This is a genomic window from Dapis purpurea BLCC-M126 (genome assembly GCF_050015975.1).
Lineage (GTDB): Bacteria > Cyanobacteriota > Cyanobacteriia > Cyanobacteriales > Microcoleaceae > Trichodesmium.
The window spans coordinates 1-25,760 of the sequence record NZ_JBNHER010000226.1; the positions used below are offsets into that span (position 1 = coordinate 1).

Annotated in this window: 12 protein-coding genes; 5 read left to right on the top strand and 7 right to left on the bottom strand. The window is 37.0% G+C overall.

The window, feature by feature from the left end; all coding sequences use genetic code 11:
• Positions 1–65 precede the first annotated feature (65 nt).
• Together ACP6PL_RS20170 and queC are read right to left on the bottom strand one after the other, a co-directional pair.
• On the bottom strand, positions 66–287 hold the full coding sequence (locus ACP6PL_RS20170; protein ID WP_426547062.1) for a hypothetical protein: 222 nt from the start codon (positions 285–287) through the stop codon (positions 66–68).
• A gap of 283 nt (positions 288–570) precedes the next feature.
• On the bottom strand, positions 571–1,254 hold the full coding sequence (queC, locus tag ACP6PL_RS20175) for a 7-cyano-7-deazaguanine synthase QueC (protein ID WP_426547063.1): 684 nt from the start codon (positions 1,252–1,254) through the stop codon (positions 571–573).
• 278 nt (positions 1,255–1,532) lie between these two features.
• On the opposite strand from queC, the gene ACP6PL_RS20180 reads away from it, so the two are divergent.
• Positions 1,533–2,528, top strand: a complete 996-nt coding sequence (locus ACP6PL_RS20180) for a methyltransferase (RefSeq protein WP_473965216.1) — start codon at positions 1,533–1,535, stop codon at positions 2,526–2,528.
• A 208-nt stretch (positions 2,529–2,736) separates the two neighbouring features.
• Here ACP6PL_RS20180 and ACP6PL_RS20185 read toward each other — a convergent pair whose 3' ends face one another.
• From ACP6PL_RS20185 to scpB, 3 genes are all read right to left on the bottom strand, one after another.
• Complete coding sequence (locus ACP6PL_RS20185; RefSeq protein ID WP_426547065.1) at positions 2,737–3,276, bottom strand: DUF2808 domain-containing protein; 540 nt, start codon at positions 3,274–3,276, stop codon at positions 2,737–2,739.
• Between the two features lie 349 nt (positions 3,277–3,625).
• Positions 3,626–4,192, bottom strand: a complete 567-nt coding sequence (locus ACP6PL_RS20190) for a 5-formyltetrahydrofolate cyclo-ligase (RefSeq protein ID WP_426547066.1) — start codon at positions 4,190–4,192, stop codon at positions 3,626–3,628.
• Positions 4,193–4,255: 63 nt separating this feature from the next.
• A complete protein-coding gene (gene scpB, locus ACP6PL_RS20195; RefSeq protein WP_426547067.1) occupies positions 4,256–4,777 on the bottom strand; it encodes an SMC-Scp complex subunit ScpB in 522 nt (173 codons plus the stop codon).
• 527 nt (positions 4,778–5,304) lie between these two features.
• On the opposite strand from scpB, the gene rpmI reads away from it, so the two are divergent.
• From rpmI to ACP6PL_RS20215, 4 genes are all read left to right on the top strand, one after another.
• Positions 5,305–5,502, top strand: a complete 198-nt coding sequence (gene rpmI, locus ACP6PL_RS20200; protein ID WP_426547068.1) for a 50S ribosomal protein L35 — start codon at positions 5,305–5,307, stop codon at positions 5,500–5,502.
• Between the two features lie 23 nt (positions 5,503–5,525).
• Complete coding sequence (rplT, locus tag ACP6PL_RS20205) at positions 5,526–5,882, top strand: 50S ribosomal protein L20 (RefSeq protein WP_426547069.1); 357 nt, start codon at positions 5,526–5,528, stop codon at positions 5,880–5,882.
• 259 nt (positions 5,883–6,141) lie between these two features.
• Positions 6,142–6,660, top strand: coding sequence for a tetratricopeptide repeat protein (locus ACP6PL_RS20210; protein WP_426547070.1), 519 nt, complete (start codon positions 6,142–6,144; stop codon positions 6,658–6,660).
• Positions 6,661–7,041: 381 nt separating this feature from the next.
• Entirely contained in the window at positions 7,042–7,644 is a 603-nt protein-coding gene (locus ACP6PL_RS20215; RefSeq protein ID WP_426547073.1) for a DUF1517 domain-containing protein, read from the top strand.
• Positions 7,645–8,140: 496 nt separating this feature from the next.
• Here the strand turns inward: ACP6PL_RS20215 and ACP6PL_RS20220 are convergent, their stop codons facing one another.
• Both ACP6PL_RS20220 and ACP6PL_RS20225 read right to left on the bottom strand, forming a co-directional pair.
• The gene (locus tag ACP6PL_RS20220; protein ID WP_426547071.1) at positions 8,141–16,861 is read right to left on the bottom strand and encodes a CHAT domain-containing protein; all 8,721 of its coding nucleotides are present in this window, start codon (positions 16,859–16,861) and stop codon (positions 8,141–8,143) included.
• Between the two features lie 354 nt (positions 16,862–17,215).
• Complete coding sequence (locus ACP6PL_RS20225) at positions 17,216–25,501, bottom strand: CHAT domain-containing protein (protein WP_426547072.1); 8,286 nt, start codon at positions 25,499–25,501, stop codon at positions 17,216–17,218.
• Between the last annotated feature and the right edge of the window lie 259 nt (positions 25,502–25,760).

Genomic DNA, 25,760 nt, shown 5'->3' on the forward strand with positions numbered 1-25,760 from the left:
GCTACATCGCTCTATTTGGCATACGCTATATATAGTGTCTTTGCGTAAGTCCTGTAATAAATAAATCATTCAAATAATTCTCTCTGCTCAAAATTACCTTGAGAATGTCTGAAAAAAGTTTCATCTTGAATACTGCCATAAGTGTTTTCAATAAACTCATGCCAAGACTGATTTTCAGGTTGGTTATTATCTTGAACTAAATTAATCATTGTTCCCAAAACCTCTTTTTCTTCTGGGGTTAAGTTGTTAATGATTTCTGCTAGGAATTTAACTAATTTTAAATTCATAACAACCTCTAATAGTTGACATTTTGAGAATAGATGCAGTAGTGGACTGACACATCTAAAATGGTGCGTTACGACGGCTTCCTCAATCCCTTTCATAGTTTGAATTTAAGCCGTCTAACGCACCCTACAATTTTGCTAGCTCCAGTAGGGTGTGTTAGCGTTTGCGCAGCATTCCGCAGGAAAGCGTAACGCACCGAAATATTTGGGATAGGCGGTGCGTTACATTTCATTTTCATGTTACGCAGCAAAACGCACCCTACTGAACCTAATTATCAATTATCAATTATCCATTATCCATTATCATCACCGGATCTACTAACCCCAATTCCTCAAAAGCAGCCAACCGCAACCGACAAGAATCACATACACCACAAGGTTTCTCTCCACCCGCATAACAAGACCAAGTTTTTTCCCAAGGCACTCCTAAACTATTCCCTAATTCAATAATCTCTGTTTTTTTCATGTCAATAAGTGGGGCAACAATAGCGATCGCTTCTCCCTCTCTCCCCTGTTTAGTTCCCAGTCGAAACACCTCTTGCATTGCTTGAATATAATCAGGGCGACAGTCAGGATAACCAGAATAGTCTAAAGCATTCACCCCAATATAAACCCGACTCGCATTCACAACCTCAGCATAAGCAAGAGCAAAACTCAGAAAAATAGTATTCCGCGCCGGAACATAAGTAATAGGAATATTTTGTGACATTTCCTCAACCGAGCGATCGCTAGGTAAATCAATTTGATTATCAGTTAATGCCGAACCTCCCCATAATCTCAAGTCGAAACTAACAACATGATGTTCTATAACACCCAGACTCTCAGCAATTTTTTTAGCTGACTCTAATTCTCGAAGGTGACGTTGTTGGTAATCAAAAGAAATAGCATAACATTGACAACCATCTGCCTTTGCTTGATACAAAACCGTTGAGGAATCTAATCCCCCTGATAATAAAATAACTGCTTTCATTTTTCTATATCATCCATTTTGTCACTTGACCAAGATAAAGTTTTTTAATAACTAAAACTAACAGATTTTAACAAAAAACAATCAATTTTAACAAGACCTATTGATATAGCTCTACGCATTAAGGTTAGGACTTTCCTCTGTTCACTGTTCCCTGAAACATAAGTGTATTGTCCTAACCATTTTTTGTACTGCTATAACTTTAAGCTGTAAACTATTTCTAGCTGGATTATTGGAATAACATAAGGAGCTTTGATATGAGTGAAACACAAGGAAAAATAATGGATTTGATTTTTGGCAGATGGCGTAGTCAGATTCTCTACGCTGGTGTGAGATTAGGTATCTTCGATGCGCTGCAAAACAACCCCAAAAAGGCAACCGTAATCGCTGAAGAACTCGGACTCGATCCAAAACTGACATATCGACTTCTAAGAGCTCTTGGGTCTCTTGAACTACTAAATGAGAGCGCAGAACGCACATTCTCACTAACAGAGGCAGGGCAACTCCTAAGAACAGACCATCCTGAAAGTCTACGGGGGATTACTTTGCTTGAAGAAGGTCCCCATCACTATGCCTTGTGGAAACATTTGCCCGCCATGGTTCAAGACGGAAAACAAAATGCTTTTGTACGGGAGTTTGGAGATAGTGCCTTTGAGTATGCTCTTCGGGATGGTAGCTATGCTGAAGTGTTTGATGAAGCAATGAGCAGTTTCTCAACTATTCAGTCAGCATGGGTGCTTGATGCTCTTCAAGCATACGATTTTTCTCAGATTGGTCACATTTGCGACGTTGGTGGTGGTCATGGGTATATGTTATGCAGCTTTTTAGCCAAATATCCTCATCTTAAGGGAACGGTTCTGGAACTAGAAAGCGTCATCACGGATGATACAAAGTTGTGGGCAGCAAAACTAGGAGTAGAGAAACGGTGTCAGTATTTAGCTGGAGATATGTTCAAAGCTGTCCCCAGTGCTGACGCTTACATTATGAAGATGATTCTGCATGATTGGAATGATGAGGAATGTGTTCAGATCCTGGATTACCAGAGAAAGGCAGCACCGTCAGGAGGCCGGGTATTTATCGCCGAACACATCATACCAGACTCAAGTACACCCCACTTTGCCAAATTATTTGACATTCATATGATGTGTTGGGGAACGGGACGAGAACGAACTCAGGAGGAGTATGCAGATTTGCTGGAAAGAGCAGGTTGGAAATATATGAAGACATGGTTTCCGTCTTCAGGTCTCATGGGCGTTGTTGAGGGTTTGAAAGCATGAGAGTATAGTTTGCTAGTACCGCTACGCGGAAGTCAGAATTTAGAAGTCAGAATTCAGAAGTTTTGATTGGTAAGGCTTTGAGTATTTTGTCACTGGTCACTTATTTCCGTCATCCTGCACTAGTGGAAAAAAGTGCAGGATGACGCACCTTAGAAAGAATTTTGCTGTGTTACTGACTCCCGAGTCCTGTATCTTATCTCTTTATTTTCTAATCATAACTATCCGAACCATCATAAAAATGAAGTCTACCATAACCAAGAAAATAACCATAGGGTTTTTCTCCTACAGGAAAAGCAGTCACTCCAAATAAATATATTCCCCCATATCTAGGAGTCCGCACTGGACGCAAACCAATTGTAAAAGTTTTACCTGGAGGTACTGGAGGATTGAGAATTACTGAGATGGTGTTAGTTTTTTTATCAATCGCTACTTCCTCAACTATTAACTCTTGACCTTTATCCCGATGGGTTCCTTCAAAAGCAATTACTTTCTTTGGATTATATCGAATATTGTCAGGACCTTCCGTTTTGCGAATTGTCACCTGTTTTAGTGCTACTCCAGCATCAGGCAATAAGTTGAGAGTAAAGTAATAGGTAGCGCCCCAAACATAAGTGTCGCTTCGGGTAGTAACTGCTTTAACTAGACGAGGCGGTTGGGCAAAATAAACTGTACCATCTTTTGTCTGAATTCCTAAACTAGGAGTAACAAATAAGAAAAAAGACAAAAGAAATAAGGGAAATTTTTTCATATAATACTACTTTTATAAATGTTTGTTACAAATGGTAGAACTAAGGAAGAAGCAAGAAGCAAGAAGGAGGAAGGGGTAAATATTGAAAAAAACAGGAAAAAAATAGATATAACTACCTAAAATCAATTGGAGCCACTATTTTTCAGCACATCCGATCAAGAGCTACCTTTTCGTAGCATTCTTTTTTCAAAGTGGTAGAAGACCTCTCCCCCAACCCCTCTCCTGCAAGGAGAGGGGGGTATTATTCCCCCTTCCCCCACAGGGAAGGGGGTTGGGGGGTTAGGTTTTTTTCACAAATAATTTCTTATGGCTATATCAAAGCTGATAACTGATAACTGATAACTGAATGCTACTTAATACCATTTTCTGTACAAACAAAATCAAGAGGTTTATCCCAGGAATCTATAGGTAAATCTTGTAAATAAGCAAATTCAAATACAATCCCAATAGTAGGTTTTGATGCCCATTCTTGGTTACTTAGCATCCGGTCATAAAAACCGCCACCATAACCTAAACGATAATTATTAATATTACAAGCAACAGCCGGAACTAAAATTAAATCTACTTCTGATGACTCTAATAACGGTGAATTTAACTCTGGTTCTAGAATACCATAAGCACCTTTTTGTAGAGAATTTCCTGGTTGCCAAATATGCCAAAATAGAGACTTTTCTACACACCTGGGAAAACCCCAAATTTTAGGAGAAAATGTTGTTTTTTCGTCTTCATTTGTAAACAATAAACTCAGGTCTGGTTCCTGACGAAAACTAAAATAAGCTAAAACAGTTTTAGCTGTTTGGAATAGGGAGAAATTTTGTAAGTTACGACACAGGCAATCGCTCTTTTCTCTCCATTCCGTCTCAGGCATAGATCGACGTTTTTTTAATAATGAGCTTCTTAATTCTTTTTTAAGCATTAATCTGTTAAATAGGGAGTAGGGAGTAGGGAGAAAGAATTGATGAATAAGAGTGCGATTAGATTATTCTTCTTCATTTTCATTACTATTAGATAGAGAAAGCAGATCCAGTGATAATTGTTGAGGCAGTTGATCGAGTTGGAAATATTGATGGAACTTATCTGTAACTTGTAACCAATAAGAACGAGATTCCTTTTGACGACGTTTACGGATAAAGCCTAAACTTACCAGTTCAGGAACGTGCTGATAAACTCCTGAACCACGAATATCTACTAATTCTGATTGGGTAATACCTCCCTTCAGAGCGATCGCTGCTAAAGTCCTCAGAGCGCCTACTCCTAATTCGGGTTGAATCAGACTTTCTATCAACTCAGTAAAAGTTGGTTTGAGTTGAAGACTATAGCCTTTTTCTGTTTCGACAACTTCTAAAGCAGTATGTCGATGGGCATATTCTGACATTAATTCGATTAAAGCATCTTTGACTTGGCCACGCTCGCACTTGGCAATCTCAGCAATTTCAGAAATTGAGAGAGGTTGTCCCTTGAGATATAAAATTGCCTCAATTTTACTAGAAAGACTATACATTTAGTATCATTACCCTTACCATAATTTTATTGTATTTTGGTCAAAAAACTTCGCCAATCAAGAAAGTAAAGGATGAAGTTTTCTCACCTAATTGTTTTGATCGGGACTTAAGCAAGCGAACCCATAAACCGGTTTTTTTTGTCAATGTTAATTGTTAAAAACAACGATTTATCCTAAACAACCTGTTTCTTTGCATAAGTCCTGTTTATCATATATTCCCTTTAATACCAAGCGTGATAAATATTTGTTTTTTCTATAAAGTTATTGATTTGATTGAGCGATAAAATTTTATATTTTTTTCCTTATTCCTTACCAAAAAATTAAGGTTTAAATAAGGTTTAAAGTCTCTCCTTATCCAGGATAAAAAAGAAAAAAAATCTTTTGACTTCTGAGTTCAGAAATATAGTCACAAGAAGAATTTAACTTCTGACTTCTGACTTCTGACTTCTGACTTCTAAATACGGGTATTTGATTTTAACAAAATTTATGATATTATAAAAGCTTGTGTGTAAAATTAGTGTAAGTCCATGCCAAAACTAAAAACTCGCAAATCAGCAGCAAGACGCTTTAAAGCCACAGGCAGTGGCAAAATTAAACGCCGTAAAGCCTTCAAAAGTCATCTTTTGGAACATAAAAGCTCAACTCGCAAGAACGATATGTCGAAAATGGCTCTTGTCCATGAGAGTAATGAAGAAAATGTACGTCTAATGCTTCCTTATTTATAAAATTTTAGGTTAGGAGAAAAATTATGCCGAGAGTCAAAAGAGGTAATGTTGCCCGTAAACGCCGTAACAAAATTCTTAAACTAGCTAAAGGATTTAGAGGGGCACAATCTAGACTATTTAAAGTTGCTAACCAACGAGTAATGCAGGCGTTACGAAATGCCTATCGCGATCGCCGGAAACGGAAACGGGATTTTCGTCGTTTGTGGATTACCCGGATCAATGCAGCAGCTCGTCAACAAGGTATGAGCTATAGTCAATTAATTGGCAATATGAAAAAAGCCAATATTGAAATTAATCGTAAAATGTTAGCACAATTAGCAGTTTTAGACCCTGAAACTTTTGCAAAAGTTGTGGAGTTGGCAGGTAAAGCTAAAGGATAATGGATAATGGATAATTGATAATTGATAATGGATAATTGATAATTAATAATTAATCCCTAAAGGTGATTAATAGATACAGCAAATTCCAGGTATGTAAGGTACAACGAAATAAAAACCTTTGTCGCACAGGCATATTGTCTATTGGAATCGGCTGTAATTGATAATTAGAGATAGTTTTCATTATCCATTATTCATTATCAATATTAATTAATGAAAATGCACCACTAGCTAAAATTAAAATTAATCCTGGGTAAAGATTATGGATAGCACTCTACCAGTTTTATACTTATTAATACTGCTAATATTATTGTCTATAACAGCTATATTTATTATCCGTCAGATTACGAAGACAAGGAAAACAGAAAGTCAGCTTTCTAAGTTGAAAGATAAACTGACAAAAGAACAGGGAACAGTAGATGAATATTATCAGCTTGCTAGTATATATTTAGAAAAAAAGTTGTATGTTCAAGCAGTTGAATTATTTCAAAAAGCTCTGAGATTAAAAGATGAAGAGAATGTAGAAGATTTTCCGAAAATTTATAATGCTCTTGGTTTTGCTTACTTCGTGCAAGATCAGTATGATATTTCAATTAGGCAGTATAAAGAAGCATTAAAAATAGCTCCTAATTATGTAACAGCTTACAATAATTTGGGTCATGCTTATGAGAAGAAAAAATTAACTGCCCAAGCGTTAGAAGCTTATGAGTCAGCACTGAAATATGACTCAAAAAATGATACTGCGAAAAGACGTGCAGAATCTATGAGGAAACGTTCTTAGAATTGAGAATTGAGAATTGAGAATTAAGAATTGAGAAGTAAAAATTATTAGCTCGTAGTTGCGCTTTAGCGCTGCTTGGTATCTTGGAGGTAGTTGATAAAGTCAGAAGTCAAAATTTCAGAATTCAGAAGTCAAAATTAGTAGCTTGTAGTTGTACTTTAGCGCTGCAAGACAGATGATATAAAACTGAAAGTCAAATAAATTACTGTGTAGAAATAATCAATTTGAGGACTTATGCAAAGAAACCGGGTTTTTAGGATAAATCGTTATTTTTAACAATAAATATTGACGAAAAAACCCGGTTTCTCGGTTCCCATGGCTTTAGTCCTGAATTTCTTACTTTTGACTTTTGATTTTTGACTTAATTAATTAGCAGGTAAAATTATGGGTTTGCAAGATAGCTTCAAAAAATTTACAGGTAAAACGAGATTTGTTGTCTCTCGTTTATTCATTCACTTAGCTGGTTCGGAGGTAACGCCTTTATTGGGTGTTTTGAATCGATCTGTTAGGGAAGCGGTTGCATCAGAAGGTGACTTGGAAGTAGTGGGGGAAAGACTGGTTGAGGTGTGTCAAAGTCTCCTACAATATAATATCTATTGGCAGTCTGCTGCAAATGAGGGAGATGTTATTTGGAATGAGGGAGAAGCAGGAGACTTTTTTGATGAACTGTTTACAGACTCTGCCCAACGTTACCTAAGTTCAGGGGAAAATGACGACTATGGAGAAGATAACGAACCGTTAACTTTGCCTCCCACTGGTAATTTAGTGGTAATGATAACAGTTGCTTTTGAGGGAGAAGTGCCAGATATTGAAACTGATCTGGCGAGTATAGGGGCAATGACTCAGGCATTAAAAGCTTTAATTAATTTACATTATCAAGAAAAACTTCGGGGTATTCAAATACATTTTTCTCCAGCACGTTTAGGAGATGAATTGGATAATGAACAATTATTAGTAAATTTTTCTGAATTAATTCCTCTGTAAGAAGTGGGTAAGAAGTTTTAAAGTTGGAGTCTTGTGGGAAGCTTTAAAGCATAAATGAACTAAAAAAGAGCAAGTTTTATACCCTTACCCCACTTCCCACACTGCCCACACCTCCCACACTTCCTATATCATTACTATGCACCACCATCAGCTAAAAAACCTACCTTTGTAACTTACATTCCACACGACAAAATGTAGTATCAAAAATAGGAGACAGGAGACAACCAACCCCTAACCCAACCCACCCCCGCCCCTTCCAGGAGGGGGAGACAGGAGATAATTATAGTCGTCAAGAGGAGTAAGTAATTGAGTATTTATGCTTAATATTTTCCCGCTCGTCTGACTCCTCAGAAAGGTCAAATGCAGGAGCTATATAGTATAAATACCTACAAACCTACAGTTTTTTTTTATACTACTTTTAATGTTACAACTTGACGTGCGGAATGTGGGTTGTAAGCTTCCCCCTCTCCCCCCTCTTCCGCTTTGATATAATTTATTACCAAGGGCTACCAACCATAGTAAAGCCTGCCCAATAATAAGGATGGGAGAATTTTTTGTCTTTAATATCAGCTAATTCTGGCGGCAAAGCTACTTCACCACGACTACCCAAACCCCTTAACATACCGTCTTCTATCATAACTTCTCCCCTCAACATTGCTACTTGTGCTTCTCGTAATGCTTCTGCTTTAATCTTCACATTACCTAAATGAGAGTAAAATTCTGTCATTAACCCTAATGTCGCCTCATCATTAACAAACCAAAAACTACCCATAGCTGATTTGACTCCTGTTGCTATTGCTAACCCAGCAAAACCCAATTCAGCGTTACGGTCTCCCACCGCTGTACGACAAGCAGATAATACCAATAATTCTGCAACTTCACTATTCCATCTTAATTTTCGGATTTCATCTAAACCTAATTTATCATCCCATAAATGAATATGTGAATCACTTGCATTTCCAGGTTTAAATTCAGCATGAGTAGCCAAATGAACAATTGGATATAAACGTTTTTGCATTTGATTAATCAGATTATTTCGAGTAAATTCTTCATTGAGGAACATATTACCCTGCCATAATTTATGAGAAATAGTTTGTAATTCTATGGGTACAGCAGGTAAAGGAGGTTGGTCATTAAATTGGCTGGCTCCCATGCCTAATAAAGTTGTATTATGAACAGAGTTATAACGACTATCCATTAAACTCACACTGGGAATCAAACTAATACTATATTTCTCAATCAGAAATTGTTGACCGTCGTGTAAAGCAGCCAGAGGTAATAGGCGCAATCCACTATCCATACTAAATAATAATGTATCAATATTGGTTGCTTCTAATTCTTCAGAAATCGGTGCAATTAACCAGTTGTATAGTTTTTGTGCGAATGGTAAATAACTGGTAGTATTTCGATTTCTCAAGTCAGTAATTTCTCCAGAAAATATCATAGCGATATCTCTAATTTTTTTGCGACCGACTCCAGAAATTGTTTTGAGAATTGGTTCGCCAGTTTCGGTAAAGAGAACTAATTGTAATTGTTCTTGATAGGCAGTAAAATAGATAACCCCTGGTTTTTTTCCTGTTTGGCTGTGCATTTTAGACAGTAATTCTCGCACACCTTTTGTGGAGATTAACTTGTGGTCTAAATTTTCACCGAAATAATTAGAAAATTCATCAACGCGGTTTTTTTCAAGTAAAGAGATGATTCCGGAAACCTCATTAGTAGCAATAGTCAGAGGGTTAGTATTAGTTAAAAATTGTTGAATTTGGTTAGTATTTGTAATTGGTATACCTGGTAGTTCGCTGTTATCTTGAGTGGGGTTATTAGGATTATTAAGCTGTGCATTCATCTCGGAAATAATTTCACTATTATTGACCATTTTTTCCGAAATATTATTCCTTGAATTATTTGGTGTGGGAGGAGTATTTGTCGGAATTATAGTGGAAAAATTATCTCCCTGCTGCTGGATTACAGAAGTATTATTCCCTGAATTGATTATTGTCGAAACTGGATTATTTGTAATAGTTTGATTTAGATTATTGTCGATCGGTGATGGATTATTGGTTGAGGGATTATTGGGGGCTATTAAAGTAGCAGGATTAGAAGTTATTATTTGAGGATTGTTATTATTTACAGCAGGGATAGAATTAGTAATTTCTGGTGATGTAGAATTATTGGGAGTGTTATTAACTGGGTTATTATCTGGTAAAATATTGTTGCCAATTTGAGTTTGGTCTCCTATAGTAATAGTGCCTGGTGCATTATTTTCAATGGTACTAATTCCATCATTAGTAATAGCAGTTTGGTCTCCTGTAGTAATATTATTTCCGGCATTATTATCAATTGTAGCGTCTCCTACATTAGTAATAGCAGTTTGGTCTCCTGTAGTAATATTATTTCCGGCATTATTATCAATTGTAGCGTCTCCTACATTAGTAATAGCAGTTTGGTCTCCTGTAGTAATATTATTTCCGGCATTATTATCAATTGTAGCGTCTCCTACATTAGTAATAGCAGTTTGGTCTCCTGTAGTAATATTATTTCCGGCATTATTATCAATTGTAGCGTCTCCTACATTAGTAATAGCAGTTTGGTCTCCTGTAGTAATATTATTTCCGGCATTATTATCAATTGTAGCATCACCATTTTCCGTAGTAGCAGTTTGGTCTTCTGTAGTAATATTATTTCCGGCATTATTATCAATTGTAGCATCACCATTTTCCGTAGTCGTAGTTTGGTCTTCTGTAGTCAGATTATCTCCAGCATTATTTTCAATTGTAGCGTTACCGTCTTCAGTAGTTGTAGTTTGGTCTCCCACAAATATATTACTCATAGCATCAACGTCAATATTGGCATCTCCTTCATTAGTAGTAGAAGTTTGCTCGTTAATATCTACATCTCCACCCGCATCAACGTCAATATTGGCATCTCCTTCATTAGTAGTAGAAGTTTGCTCGTCAATATCTACATCCCCACCAGCATCAACATCAATATTGGCATCTCCTTCATCAGCGTTACTATTTTGCTCGGTTGCGGAAATATCATCACCAGCAGTATTATCAATATTGGCATCACCCTCGCCAGCATCAACAGTCTGAGAACCAGTATCAATATCATCACTTGCATCCAAGTCAATACCGCCTGCTGTACCTTGCTCCGAACTAGACTCAATATTCTCTGTGCGGATAGAGCCATCAGTAGCTTCAATTTGAATAACACCTGCACTAACACTGCCTAATGAACTCACATTTCCCGTGGCAACGTCCGTACCATTGACAACAATATCACCACTAGGTCCACCGTCAGCTTGGGTAGTGATATTTCTGGTTTGAATTTCATTAATATTACTACTGATGCGCACGTCTCCACTTTCTTGAGGGCCAAAAGATGCAATATTATTGATGGTGACGTTCCCACCAGAGTCAAGGATAATTTCACCACCCGTACCATTAGTCGAATATGTAGCTATATGGTTGATATTGATATTACCTTCGTTGTTGGTTTGGATGAAAACATTTCCACCAAGTTCGTTTTCCCCTGTAGAGAAGATAACGTTTGTATTGATATTGCCTTCGGTACTAGAGATATTAACATTACCGCTTGTGTTTCCCCCAAAAGAACTAATTTCGTGTGTAGTAATATTACCCTTTGCAGTCAGAGTAATATCGCCACCAGTACCTTCAATAGAATAGGAATGAAGATTAGGATTATTTAGAAGATTAGGATTATTTATACTATTTCCTTCACTAAATACAGTTGTTACCTCTTCTGAAGTCACATCTGCTTCAGATGATATTCCCAAATCAGTAGTATCTACTGTTGTATCAATACTACCATTGCGAGATGTAATGCTAATATCTCCTCCTACACCAGTGCCATTTGTACCTGTCAGGATTAGACCTGTGTAAATATCTCCATCAGCGCTAAGAGAAACATTTCCACCATTTCCTTGCTCTCCATCAATAATAGAGAAAGTCCATAATACATTACCGTTAGTATTGATGATGCCAGTATTACTGTTAATCTCAATATTTCCTCCATTGCCAGAGCCTGAAAGAGTTTCAATTTTTGAAATTTCTATATCCCCTTCTGCGTTCAGCACAATATCTCCCCCATTTCCCAGATCAGATGTAGAATTCAGAACACCATTAGTATGAATGGAACCACTGCTACTATTCATAGTGATTTTACCACCATCACCCTGTACAGAAAATGAGTCAATTTTTGCTGTATTAATATCTCCAAAGGCAGATAAATTCACAGTTGCAGCATTACCAGAAGAAGAATCAGATGTAATTACACCACTGGTAGTATCAATGAAGCCGTTAATACTGGTAATATTTATAGCACCTGCATCACCCAACAATGAAAAGCTACTAAGATTAGCTGCGTTAATGTTGCCCATAGCTGTTAAGGAAATACTGCCTCCTTCGCCTTGAGTAGATGAAGAGTTGAGAGTAGCATTCGTTGTATCAATGCCACCTTCTATACTATTGAGTGTTATGTCACCTGCTTTAGCATCAACAAATCCAGTAAATAAAGATTCCGTAACAGTAATATCTCCCTGAGCTGTAACTTCTATTTCACCACCATCTAGATTAGAAATTCCGATGAGGGTATTACTGGCATTACCAATATTAATTCCTTGGGTGGGTGAATTGAAAAATGCTCCACCACTGCCACTCCTTGCTTCTAAATTTTCCACACTCAGATTAAGTGGCTCTGTAACTACACCAATGGAACCTGTCGCCTCAGTTTGAAAAACAGCATTAGCAGATGTAATTAGAGAATTTTCTGAACTGCGAAAAATATTGCCACCATTGGCATCAACTGCGACATTTCCTGTGGTTAAAAGATTACTGAGGGTAATATCTCCTATTTCGGCAAGCTTGCCTATTGAAATTGATATATCTCCACTACCTGCATTTATAGTTGTGTCTGCTGCCATAGTTATGTTTCCGCTTCCCTCATCCCGATATTGCAAATCTGCACCTTGATCGTTGGCACGGAGAGTAATATTGCCGTTGCTGTTGGAGGTATCAATGTCAGCGTTAAGATTAATATTCCTTCCCGCTCTTAATTCTAGGTTAGAAATATCTTCGCTCTCAATAGGTTCGTTAATAGTAATATCATTGTGAGCTTGTAGACTTACTTCTCCACTTTTTTGATTAACTTGATCTGCATCAGAGGTAATATTGGCATCGGGGTTATTGCTAAACCCATCATCTTCTCCACCATCTTCAATAGCGATATTTCTCGAACCACTAATTTCTCCAATTTCAATACTACCTGCATTTGCAGTAATATTTAGGTTGCCGTCTGTACCATTTTCAGAAGTTATGCTTACGAATGCTCCGCTGGTATCTACATCTGAGGAGTTGCTAGTTAAGTTAATATTGCCTGCCTGAGTATTGCCAGTTGAAATTAGGAGTCCCGATAAAATTATTAAGCCTTCGGAATTAACAGTAATATCTCCACCAATACCATTTTCTGAGGATGATGATAATGAGCTACTATTAACAACTGAGCCATTTACACTCGTGAGATTAATGTCGCCTCCTTCTGTAACTCCATCGGCGATCAAAGCCTTGCTGTTAATATTGCCATCAGCTATAACTTCTATATTTCCACCTTTTCCTGTCTCCTGGCTAAAAGAAAAAATATCACCTCCAGTTGTAAATACAGAACCATCACTACTGATAATCGTAATATTTCCGCCATTACCATTGTCTGAGGAAGAGCTTGTGTCAGCAATGCTAATATTTCCCAAAGCTGTTATAGATATATTTCCCCCATTACCCTCTTCTGCATTGGCAAATATTATACCATTGGTAGTATCGATATTACCGTTACTACTCTCCAGAGTAATATTACCTGCTTCACTTGCACCAGAGGTAGAAACAGTGGCTGTTATGATATCACCATCTGCAGAGATAGAAATATCCCCTCCTCTGCTTGGAATAAAACTATTTCCTGTAGTAACATCATTTGCTGAAGTGTCAATGCTACCACTGCGACTGCGAATTGTAATATCTCCACCACTCTCCTCACCAAGAGAGAAAGAGCTTGTAAATCCAGTCTGAATGTTACCTTCAGCTAGAATAGAGATATCACCACCTGTACCAACAAAAGAACTTGAGGAAATATAGGTAGTAGAAATAGCGCCTTCATCGCTAGTAATATTAATTGTTCCTACATCCCCAGAAGACAGTGATAATATTTCTCCTAACTGAATATCATCTGTGGCAGTTATTGTTATATCTCCTCCATTAATAGCAGCACCAGATATTAGAAAGCTATTAGGAGAATTAATACCACCTTCACTTTGGAGGGTAATATTGCCACCCCTTACACTACTTTGAAAAAAACTAGTAAAAATTTCACCTACTTGGATATCATCTTTTGCACTCATGGATACATCTCCACCTATATTGTTACTGGAAATGCTACTTAGGTTACCAGCAGTTGTATCAATCACACCTCCTGAATTTAAAGTAATACTACCTCCTGTACCACTACCACCCAGACTTTCTGTATCTCTGGTACCATCACTTTTAAAAATTTCATTCACTTCTCCAGTTACAGTAGAAATATTACCAGTGGTGATATCTCCTGCTGCAGTGATTTCTATATCTCCACCACTGCCATCAAAGGAGAAAGATAAGAGATTATCGGCAGTGGTATCAATATCACTTGTACTACTTTCTAAGGTAATCTTCCCTGCATCACCTATGCCACTTCCTACTGTAATTTCATTATCATTTTCATCTATTAAAAAGAAACTGGAAGCACTTCTAATTTTACCTGTCTGAATTTTCCCGGTTGCATTAATAGTGACATCTCCTCCATCACTATTTAAGGAAAAAGTATTAATTTCACCACCTGTGGTATTAATTTCACCTTCAGACATTAGGTTAACGTTACCACCATTGCCATTACCACCATTAGCTGTAAAATTTGTTGTGCCATCAGAATTGGTTGTAGAAACTACTTCTCCCGCAGCAGCAGTAATTTCACCTGTATTAATATCTCCTCCAGCACTTATTTCAATATTTCCTCCATCTCCCTCAATAGAACTAGCATTAATTTCACCTTCTGTCGTATCAATTTCATCATTGGCGCTGCTAATATTAATATCTCCTCCATCTCCCTCACTTACTCCCGTCGAAATATCCCCACTTACCGTAATTTTATTCTCTGCCAAAAGTTCAATATCTCCACCATCAGAAGTTGAAATTCCTGCCACATCCACATCACCCAATACATCAAAAAATACTCCTCCACTTCCCCCTACTGCCTCTAATTTTTCTACATCTAACCGCAACGGTAAATCTGATAAACCTATTCCTCCACTACCAGAAGTCTCCAACAAAATACTACCTGCATTTATCAAGGAATTCTCAGAAACACTCTCAATATTTCCACCATTGGCATTAACTAAAACTTCACCTGTTGTTGTTAAATTGCCTAGAGTAATATCTCCAATTTCCTCGACATTTCCCAACTCAATTCTAATCGTGCCACTGCCAGCCTCTAAATTTGTTCCTTCTGCTTGAATAATATCTCCTTTACCTTCTCCATTATTCCCTTCAATAAAAATATTTCCATCCCCATTTTCTGTATTAATATCTGCATTAATATTTACACTTTCACTGGCAGTTAACCTCACATTATGTGCTGATTCAATTCCTTCTTCAATATTAATATCTCCATCTACATTTAATTGAATTCGGCCTCGTCTACCTCCAGTAGAAATCCCGGTTAGTTGCCCATTTACTCCACCTACAGTTAGAGATGAAATTGAATCTATAAATACTCCACCTTTTCCTGTAAGTGCTTCTAAATTATTCACATCAAATCTTAGTGGAGCATCAGATAATCCAATTCCTCCTGCTCCACGAGTTCTTAAAATTGCTTTTTCTGCTGTGATTAAACTATTGGGTGAAACTTGAGTAATATTACCACTATTGGCATTAAGTATTATTCGTCCTTCTGTAGTTAAATTAGCTAGATTTATGTCTCCTATTTCTCCTAATGCTCCTAGTCTAATTGCTATAGTTCCACTTCCGGCATTTAATGTTGTTCCTTCTTGTTGATTTATGGATGCTAAACCTTCCCTACGATTTTCGACATTGGCATTATTATCATTACCAAATAAGCTAATATTTCCGTTACCTTCGGATGTGTCGATATCAGCATTTATATTAATACTTCGTCCGGCTTTAATTTCTACATTGGAGTCGGTTTCGATTTTTTCATTAACTGTTATATCATTGTCTGCTTGGAGAATTATTTCTCCTCCCACATTTCCAGAATTTGATACATCTATATTTCCTGAAGTAATAACATCTCCTGGCGTATCAGCAATTATTGTATTTGAGTCTATCAATACCACATCACCATCAGTATTAACTATGACAGATGTGGCTTCACTTGTTTCTCCACTTGTTAATAATTTTGCTAAAGATAAAGGGGTAATATTAGTATCTTCCCCACTTACTACAGAAGAGTCTACATCTAAACTTAATAAATGTCCTGGTTGTGATATTCTCAGGGTACTACCGCCTTCTACTGCTGCAATGATAATATTACCCCCTGAAGCGGACAGTTCCCCTGTATTAATCACAGTCCCCCCCAACAAAGTGAGATTTTCTCCAGGATTTAAACTTAAGTTTGCTTCATTAACTATAGCGCCTGGGTTAGATACGTTAAATTTATATCCACTGGGGTTTCCAACTAATTTTGAATAGTCATTTGTGCCGATCGCTTTAAACCAGAAATTATTGTTGTCAAAACCTATACCTGTAGCGGTGGTGACGCTGAATGAAGCGGGTATGTTGAGGCTGGCATTTTGGCCCAAAATTATGCCTGCGGGGTTCATTAGGAAGAGGTTGGAGTTACCACCGATAACTTGAATCAGACCGTTAATATAAGAAGCATTTCCTCCTGTTACCCTACCGAGAATATTGGTAGTATCTGGGGTAGTGAGGAAGTTAGCAGTTTGGCCAGAGTTGAGGTTAAATTGGTCAAAGCTATGGAATAAATTTGCTCCACTACGAGTGCCACCTTGGATCTCAAATTCGTTGCCGTTTTGATTTACAGTTGTACCTGTAGTGTTGTTAGCGGGGGTTATGGGTTGTGCTTTAGTAGGAGTTGCTGCCAAAGCTGCAAGTAAAGGCATTAATAGGGATAGGGCATGGCCACAGCGAACCGTTTTCATAGTTTATGGAAATACACATAGGATTTTCCAACTATTATATTTCAGCTAATTTAACAGTTATGCAATTTCGTTTTAGCAATCAAACTATTTCAGGACTACCCATGAGTTAGGAAAAACTAGGATTTGAGATGGCTTCTCTGTAGGTCGCAATGAGGAAAATACGTTCTACTGCCTAAGTCTTACATTTTTGTCAATTAGACCTCTCCAGAAAATAAACTTGCTCTTTCTAAGCAGATTCTAGGTTAATTTAGTAGAACTAACGGAATAAATATTTTTTGCCTGTTCTCTACTCCCTACTCCCTAAAATCATCAAATATACATACTTGATCAAGCAGGAAAATTCTGTATAATTTATTACCAAGGACTGCCAACCATAGTAAAGCCTGCCCAATAATAAGGATGAGCAAAATTCTTATTTTGAATACTCGCTAATTCCGGTGGCAAAGCTACCTCACCAGGACTACCGGAACCCCTCAACTTACCGTCTGCGATCGCAACTTCTCCCCTTAACATCGCTACTTGTGCTTCTCGTAATGCTTCAGCTTTAATCTTCACATTACCCAAATGAGAGTAAAATTCTGTCATTAACCCTAATGTTGCCTCATCATTAACTAACCAAAAACTACCCAAAGCAGATTTAACTCCAGTTGCTATTGCTAACCCAGCAAAACCTAATTCAGCATTCTGGTCTCCCACTGCTGTACGACAAGCAGATAATACTAACAGTTCAACTTCAGGATTATTCCATCCTAATTCTCGTATTTTATCCAATTGTAATTTCTCATCCCATAGTTGAATATAAGATTTACTCACATCTCCACTTTTGAATTCGGCATGGGTGGCTAAGTGAATAATTGGATAGGGATAATTTTGACGTTGATTAATCAGATTTTTCCTGGTAAATTCTTCATTGAGGAAAGTATCTCCTTGCCATAAATTTTCTGTAATTGAAGTAAGTTCTACTGGTACTGCTGGTAGAGATGGTTTATCAGAAAATTGGCTGGCTCCCATAGCTAAAACTTGAGTATTTTTTAAAGAATTATAGTTACTATTCATTAAACTGAGACTAGGAATTAAACTGATATTATATTTCTCAATTAAAAATTGTTTTCCATCGTGTAATGCGGCTACAGGTAAAAGACGAAATCCACTGTCCATACTCAATAATAATGTATCAATATTAGCTGCTTCTAATTCAGATGCCATTGGAGAAATCAACCAATTATAAAGTTTTTGAGCTAATGGTAAATAGCTCTGACTATTTCGATTTCTGGGGTCAATGATATTCACATGAAATTGAAGAGCAATTTCTTTTAATTTAGCTCGATTAACTTCATAAATAGTTTTGAGAATAGATTGACCATCGGCAGTGAATAGTATTAGTTGTAGTTTGTCATTGTAAACATTTACATAGATAACCGCTGACTTTTTTCCAGTTTGTTGTTCCATTTCTGCCAAAATGTCTCTGGCACTTTTTGTGGATAATAATTGTGGTTCGAGATTAACGCCAAAATAACTTGAATATTCATCAATTCGGCTTTTTTCTAAACCAGATATCATTTCTTGTCTGGTAATATCTACTGTCAATGAAGTTCGGGATGAAATTTGTGATTGTAGTAGTATTTGAGGATAATTTATCATGTTTTCGTTATAAAGATAATTTATAATGTCTTCGTCATCTTTGAAAAAGTTATATAACATCATAGTTTTAGCTATTTTGTCATGGATTAGCATAGATTCAGGAATATTTATATTGCTGGTATTTGATGGAAAAAATTGATTAGTATTACGGATATATGTGGAATAAATTTCTGAATTTAATTTCAAATTATTATTAATGTTGGGTAGATTAGAAATTATTGTACTAGGAGATATATTAGCAGTTATTGAACTAGGATTTTGATTGCTATTAATTGTGGAGAAAAAGTTGTTAGTTTGTCTTGGATTATTAGTTGTTGTTGTGGATGGTAAAGTTAAGTTCTTAGTTGGTGGTAAAGGCAAGTTTGTTGGTATTTGTGGAGTCCGATCTATCATTATTGAGGCTGGAATTTCATTGATAGCTGAAGTGTTCAAAGGAGGAACTACGGGAAAAGGAGGAACTATGGGAAATAGATTGTTTGGTGCTGGGAGACTAATATTATTATTTGGTTGATTAATATTAACTATTCCAGTATCTGTCAAAATTTCACCCGTGCTAATCTCACCAATTCTAGTAGTAAGATTAATATTGCCACTTCCTTGAGGCCCAGTGGAAGTAATATTCCCTGTATTAATATTATTTCTAGCACTAATATCAATATTACCAGCACTACCTGTTTCAGCTTTACTAATAATATTTTCTGTATTAACTGAACCGAAAATGCTAGTGACAGAAATATTCCCACTGTCTTCACCACCAATAGAAGTAATATTATCTGTATTTATATCCTCTCTTGCTGTTACATTAATATCCCCAGAATTGCCTGTTTCGGCAATTGTTTCAATATTATTAGCATTGACAGAACCTTGGTCACTACTAACAGAAATAGTACCACTATCATCACCGCCAAAAGAACCTATATTATCAGTATTAATATTATCTTGGGCTGCAATATCAATATCCCCAGCATCTCCTGTTTCGGCTTCAGTTACTACATTCTGAGTATAAATTGAACCATTGTTACTATTAACTTCTATATCCCCACTATTATTATTGGCATAGGTACTAATATTTTCTGTGTTAATATTATTTTCGGCATCAACATCAATATTACCAGAGTCTCCTGAGTCGCCACGAGATTCAATATTACCTGTATTGACATTGCCATTATCGCTGCTAACTTCTATATCCCCACTATTATTATTGCCACTGGTACTAATATTTTCTGTATTGATATTATTTTCAGCATCAACATCAATATTGCCTGAGTCTCCTGAGTCGCCATGAGATTCAATATTACCTGTATTGACCTCCCCATCATCACTACTAACTTCTATATCCCCACTATTTTCTCCACCAGTAGAATTAATTTCATCAGTGTTCACATCATCTTTAGCTTGAACTGTAATATCGTCTGAGTTGCCAGAGTTGGAGAGAGACTCTATATTTTCGGTAGTGATGGAACCATCAGAGGCGATGACTTCTACCTCTCCAGACGAGCGATCGCCTACCGACTGAATATCAGCAGTATTAATATTGCCTTGGAAATTATAGGTATTGAGGCGGATATTACCACTGGTGCCATTTTCGGCGATGGTTTGAATGTTGCGGGTAGTAATAGTGCCATTGTTGCTTTGGATATTGACATCACCACTTTGTTGAGATCCGAAGGAGGCAATGTTATAAATTTCAATATTGCCAGCAGAGTTAAGATTAATATTACCACCCACACCCTTGAAAGCATTCGAGAAAATAGTTTCTGTGTTGATGTTACCGTCCATGCTGGTAATATTGATATCTCCAGCTTTGGATGGCTCATCACTTAGAAATCCTGTAGCACTAGACAGGACACTTGTATAGATATTTCCTTGTGCTTCTAGGGTAATATCTCCTCCATTACTGAACATAGAATTAGACTCTAGTGTTCCCCCACTTGTATCAATTTTTCCTCCTGCTTCCAGAGTAATATCTCCTGCATCACCACTACCAAAAGAGCGGGAGTCTACATTTGCAGTTTTAATATCGCTTTCAGCATTTAGAGTGATATTACCTGCTGCATCGTAGGAGCGAGATATAAGTTGAATACTGGATGTATCAATAATACCACTGCTATTGAGGGTAATATTTCCTGCTTTTCCATTATTGGTAAATGTAGATATTGGTTCAGTTACAGTAATGTCACCTTCTGCACTAATTTCTACATCACCTCCACTAGAAGTTAAAATTCCTCTAATAGCATCACTAGCATCTCCTATAGATATTTCCTGAGTAGGAGAGTTGAAAAATGCGCCACCACTACCTCCTCTTGCTTCTAGCTTATTTACCTCTAGGCGAATTGGTTGTGTAGATAAACCTATTCCGCCATCGTTACGAGTTTGAAAAATTACGCTCTCTGCTTTGATTAAAGAATTATCGCTAGCTCTAAAAATGTTTCCCCCTGGCGTATCTACTGTAACTGTACCAGCAGTGCGGAGGTTGCTCAAGGTTATGTCTCCAAATTCGCCGAGAGTTCCCATTTGTATTGTAATATTTCCACTCCCTGCATCTAATGTTGTATCTGCTGCCATTGTAATATTAGCTTTACCGGGTTCCCGATAATTGGCATTTGCATTGTTGTCGTTAGCACTGAGGGTAATATTGCCATTTGCTCCAGAAGTATCTATGTCAGCGTTGATATTTATATTACGGCCTGCTTTTATTTCTAGGTTGGAGATTTTGTCTGAGTTAATAGGTTCGTTTATTGTAATATCGTTGTGTGCTTGTAAAGTAACTTCTCCCTCTGTGTCGTTAATTTCCTCTGCATCTATATTATTGGAGTTTTCGTTAATATCCTCTTCTGTTCCATCAGCAATAGTGATATTTGTTGAAATATCAAGATCGCCTACCTCAATACTACCTTCATAAGCATTGATAGAAATATTTCCATCTGTACCATTTTCTGAGAATGCTGTTAGTTCTCCTTCATTAGTATTAACGTCACCGGAGTTACTACTTAACTGTATGTCACCTCCTTTTTCCATACCAGATGAATTAACATTGCCCGTGTAAATATTGCTTTCAGCACTCAGAATGATATTAGCTCCAGTTCCTTTTCCAGCAGAAGAGTTTAACCCACCTGGACTGGTATCAATACTACCCGAAGAACTGGTAATTTCAATTTCTCCTCCTTTTTCTCCTCCAAATGTAGTAATATTACCTGTAATTACTGAGTCAGTAGCATTGATAGAAACATTTCCTCCAATTCCTCTATTTCCTCCATTACTTAAATTACTATAAGACTCTATAGCACCACCAGTACTATCAATAATTCCTCCTGCACTGATAGTAACATTTCCTCCTCTTTCTCCATAAGGAGTATAAGAGTAAAGACTACCTGTAATAATGTTGCCTGCTGCCTTTAAACTAATATTCCCCCCCCTCTCAGATAGTGAAACTGATTCTAACTTACCTTTGCTTGTATTAATATTTCTGCCGGACTCCAAGGTGATATTTCCACCTTGATGATCTCCGCTAACAACAGAAGATAAGAGTCTTTGTGTGAAAATATCTCCTTCTGCTTTGAGAGTTATATTTCCTCCATCTCCGTCAAAAGCAGCAGATTGTATTTGATTTTTAGTAGTATCTATTATTCCTCCCGCTTTCAGAGTAATATCACCACCCCTAGCATTATTTTCTTCATCTTCTGGGAAGGTTCCAAATGAAACTGATGATATTAACTCAGTGGTAATATTTTCCCCTGCTGTCAATTCGATATTTCCACTTTTTTGATCGCTAGAAGATGAAACTAAACCGTTCGTATCAAGAGAATTACCTGAATGAAGGATAATATTACCTCCCGTTTCTGTACCATCTGCCCGAAGAGAACTTGTCTGAATATTTTCTCCAGCAGTTATTTCTATATTTCCACCTTCTTTGTTGCTAGAAGATGAAATTAGTCCTTTGGTAGTATTAATTGAATTACCTGCATTGAGAATAATATCACCTCCTGTTTCAGTTGCTTCTGCATTTATTTTATTTGTCTGAATATTTCTCTCTGCTGTGAGTGTAATACTACCTCCATTTCCTAATTCGGAACTAGCATTAATTTCACTTTCTTTTGTATCAATTCCACCATTACGACTTTCAATACTAATATCTCCTGCATCTCCTGCATCTCCTTCATTTACCTTTGTATAAATTTCTTCAACAACTGTAATTTTATTCTCTGCCAAAAGTTCAATATCTCCACCATCAACTGTTGATATTCCTGCCACATTCACATCACCCAATACATCAAAAAATACTCCTCCACTTCCCGCCACTGCCTCTAATTTTTCCACATCCAACCGCAACGGTAGATCAGATAAACCTATTCCACCATTCCCAGAAGTTTCCAACACAATATTACCCGCATTTATCAAGGAATTCTCATCAACACTCTCAATATTTCCACCATTAGCATTAACCAAAACTCCACCTGTTGTTGTTAAATTCCCCAGAGTAATATCTCCAATTTCCTCGACATTTCCCAACTCAATTCTAATCGTGCCACTGCCAGCCTCTAAATTTGTTCCTTCTGCTTGAATAATATCTCCTTTACCTTCTCCATTATTCCCTTCAATAAAAATATTTCCATCCCCATTTTCTGTATTAATATCTGCATTAATATTTACACTTTCACTGGCAGTTAACCTCACATTATGTGCTGATTCAATTCCTTCTTCAATATTAATATCTCCATCTACATTTAATTGAATTCGGCCTCGTCTACCTCCAGTAGAAATCCCGGTTAGTTGCCCATTTACTCCACCTACAGTTAGAGATGAAATTGAATCTATAAATACTCCACCTTTTCCTGTAAGTGCTTCTAAATTATTCACATCAAATCTTAGTGGAGCATCAGATAATCCAATTCCTCCTGCTCCACGAGTTCTTAAAATTGCTTTTTCTGCTGTGATTAAACTATTGGGTGAAACTTGAGTAATATTACCACTATTGGCATTAAGTATTATTCGTCCTTCTGTAGTTAAATTAGCTAGATTTATGTCTCCTATTTCTCCTAATGCTCCTAGTCTAATTGCTATAGTTCCACTTCCGGCATTTAATGTTGTTCCTTCTTGTTGATTTATGGATGCTAAACCTTCCCTACGATTTTCGACATTGGCATTATTATCATTCCCAAAAAGTGTAATATTTCCATTGCCACTTGATGTCTCAATATCGGCATTTATATTAATACTTCTACCAGCTTTAATTTCTACATTGGAGTCAGTTTCAATTTTTTCATTTACTGTTATATCATTGTCTGCTTGGAGAATTATTTCTCCTGATAAATCTTCTATATTTTCAGCAGAAATTGTCACATCAGCATTTTCATCTTGAGCAAATGGGTCTATTGGTGTTTCTGTTTCTGTTGTTTCTGAATTATCGGTAATGTCTGTATTTTCTGTATTTGTAGAATCTGCTATTTCTATTTCTGAATTATTATTATTTTCTGTTGTATCTGAATCAGAATTTTCGTTTGGCTGAACCTCGGAATTATTCTGTGCTGTTTCGGTTTCTGAATTTTCAGTATTCTCTGTGAACTCAATCTCAGAATTATTTCCTTCTTCGTTCCCTAATGTATTTTCTAATTCTCCAACTGTCAGATTTTCTGGGTCTAATAAAATTGTTCCTGTATTTCCAAATGCTGCACTAACATCTACAGTTCCATCAAATATTAATTGTTGTTTTCCTGAAACTTCAACAAACCCTCCATTACCAGAAATCTCTCCTCCTTTCGCACTAATATTTCCGCCAAAATTAGTAATTTCATCCGACCAAATTATTACTCTTCCTCCATCTCCATTTGTAATAGCATCGGCAGAAATAATTGAGTTTTGATTAACAAAAGTATGTTCAGAATTAGGAACAATTCCATTACCTTGAAAGTCCCCTCCTATTAATACAGTTCCACCTCCATTCAAACCATCAGCATTGATATTTGTATCAATGAGAGCTACGCGATCGCCTAAGACATTTATTTGGCCTCTGATCCCCCTTCCGTCCCCCTTATCAAGGGGGATATTTCCAGTATCCCCCCCTTCATAAGGGGGGTTAGGGGGGATCGAAACGTTGATACTTCCAGAAGTTATAGTTGTACCGGGAGTATCAGCAATCAAGGTATTTGAGTCTGTCAACACCACATCACCATCAGCATTAACTGTGACAGATGAGGCGTGAGTTATATTGCCTCCTGTTAAAAGTTCTGGTAAAGATAAAGCAGTAATATTAGTATCTTCCCCATCTTGTAGGGATGTTGCATGCAAGGTCTCTACATCTAAACTTAATAAATGTCCTGGTTGTGATATTCTCAGGGTACTACCACCTTCTACTGATGCAATGGTAATATTACCGCCTGAAACAGAGAGTTCCCCAGTATTAATAACACTCCCCCCCAACAAAGTTAGATTTTCTCCAGGGTTTAAACTTAAGTTTGCTTCATTAACTATAGCACCCGGAGTTGAGACATTAAATCTATATCCACTGGGATTTCCGACTAATTTTGAGTAGTCGTTTGTGCCCATTGCTTTAAACCAGAAATTATTGTTGTCAAAACCAATACCTGTGGCAGTAGTAACGCTGAATGACGCGGGTATGTTGAGGGTAGCGTTTGGACCGAACATTATACCTGCGGGGTTCATCAGGAAGAGGTTGGAGTTACTGCCGATAACTTGAATGAGACCGTTAACATAAGAAGCATTTCCACCTGTGATTCTACCGAGAATATTGGTAGTGTCTGGGGTGGTGAGGAAGTTAGCAGTTTCCCCGGAGTTAAGGTTGAATTGGTCAAAGCTATGGAATAAATTCGCTCCACTACGAGTGCCACCTTGGATATTAAATTGGTTGCCGTTTTGATTGATAGTTGTACCTGTAGCATCATTAGCAGGGGTTATGGGTTGTGCTTTAGTAGGAGTTGCTGCTAATGCTGCGAGTAAAGGTATTAATAGGGATAAGGCATGGCCACAGCGAACCGTTTTCATAGTTTCTGGAAATACATATAGGACTTTCAAACTATTATATTTCAACTCGTTTAATGGTTATGCAATATTACAGCAATCAAACTATTTCAGGACTTACCCAATTATTAATTATTAATAATTAATAATTAAATAATTCTGGTTTAAAGCCTCCCCTTTTACAGCGCTTTTCAGTTGAGTAGACCACAAAACTGTTGTAGGAGTAATGAGTAAGGAGTAATGAGTAAGGAGTAAGGAGTAATGAGTCAGTATCATTGTGGTT

Excerpts from the sequence above, each read along its gene's own strand:
- ACP6PL_RS20170 (WP_426547062.1), bottom strand. The coding sequence starts at position 287 with ATGAATTTAAAATTAGTTAAATTCCTAGCAGAAATCATTAACAACTTA.
- queC (WP_426547063.1), bottom strand. The coding sequence starts at position 1,254 with ATGAAAGCAGTTATTTTATTATCAGGGGGATTAGATTCCTCAACGGTT.
- ACP6PL_RS20180 (WP_473965216.1), top strand. The coding sequence starts at position 1,533 with ATGGATTTGATTTTTGGCAGATGGCGTAGTCAGATTCTCTACGCTGGT.
- ACP6PL_RS20185 (WP_426547065.1), bottom strand. The coding sequence starts at position 3,276 with ATGAAAAAATTTCCCTTATTTCTTTTGTCTTTTTTCTTATTTGTTACT.
- ACP6PL_RS20190 (WP_426547066.1), bottom strand. The coding sequence starts at position 4,192 with ATGCTTAAAAAAGAATTAAGAAGCTCATTATTAAAAAAACGTCGATCT.
- scpB (WP_426547067.1), bottom strand. The coding sequence starts at position 4,777 with ATGTATAGTCTTTCTAGTAAAATTGAGGCAATTTTATATCTCAAGGGA.
- rpmI (WP_426547068.1), top strand. The coding sequence starts at position 5,305 with ATGCCAAAACTAAAAACTCGCAAATCAGCAGCAAGACGCTTTAAAGCC.
- rplT (WP_426547069.1), top strand. The coding sequence starts at position 5,526 with ATGCCGAGAGTCAAAAGAGGTAATGTTGCCCGTAAACGCCGTAACAAA.
- ACP6PL_RS20210 (WP_426547070.1), top strand. The coding sequence starts at position 6,142 with ATGGATAGCACTCTACCAGTTTTATACTTATTAATACTGCTAATATTA.
- ACP6PL_RS20220 (WP_426547071.1), bottom strand. The coding sequence starts at position 16,861 with ATGAAAACGGTTCGCTGTGGCCATGCCCTATCCCTATTAATGCCTTTA.
- ACP6PL_RS20225 (WP_426547072.1), bottom strand. The coding sequence starts at position 25,501 with ATGAAAACGGTTCGCTGTGGCCATGCCTTATCCCTATTAATACCTTTA.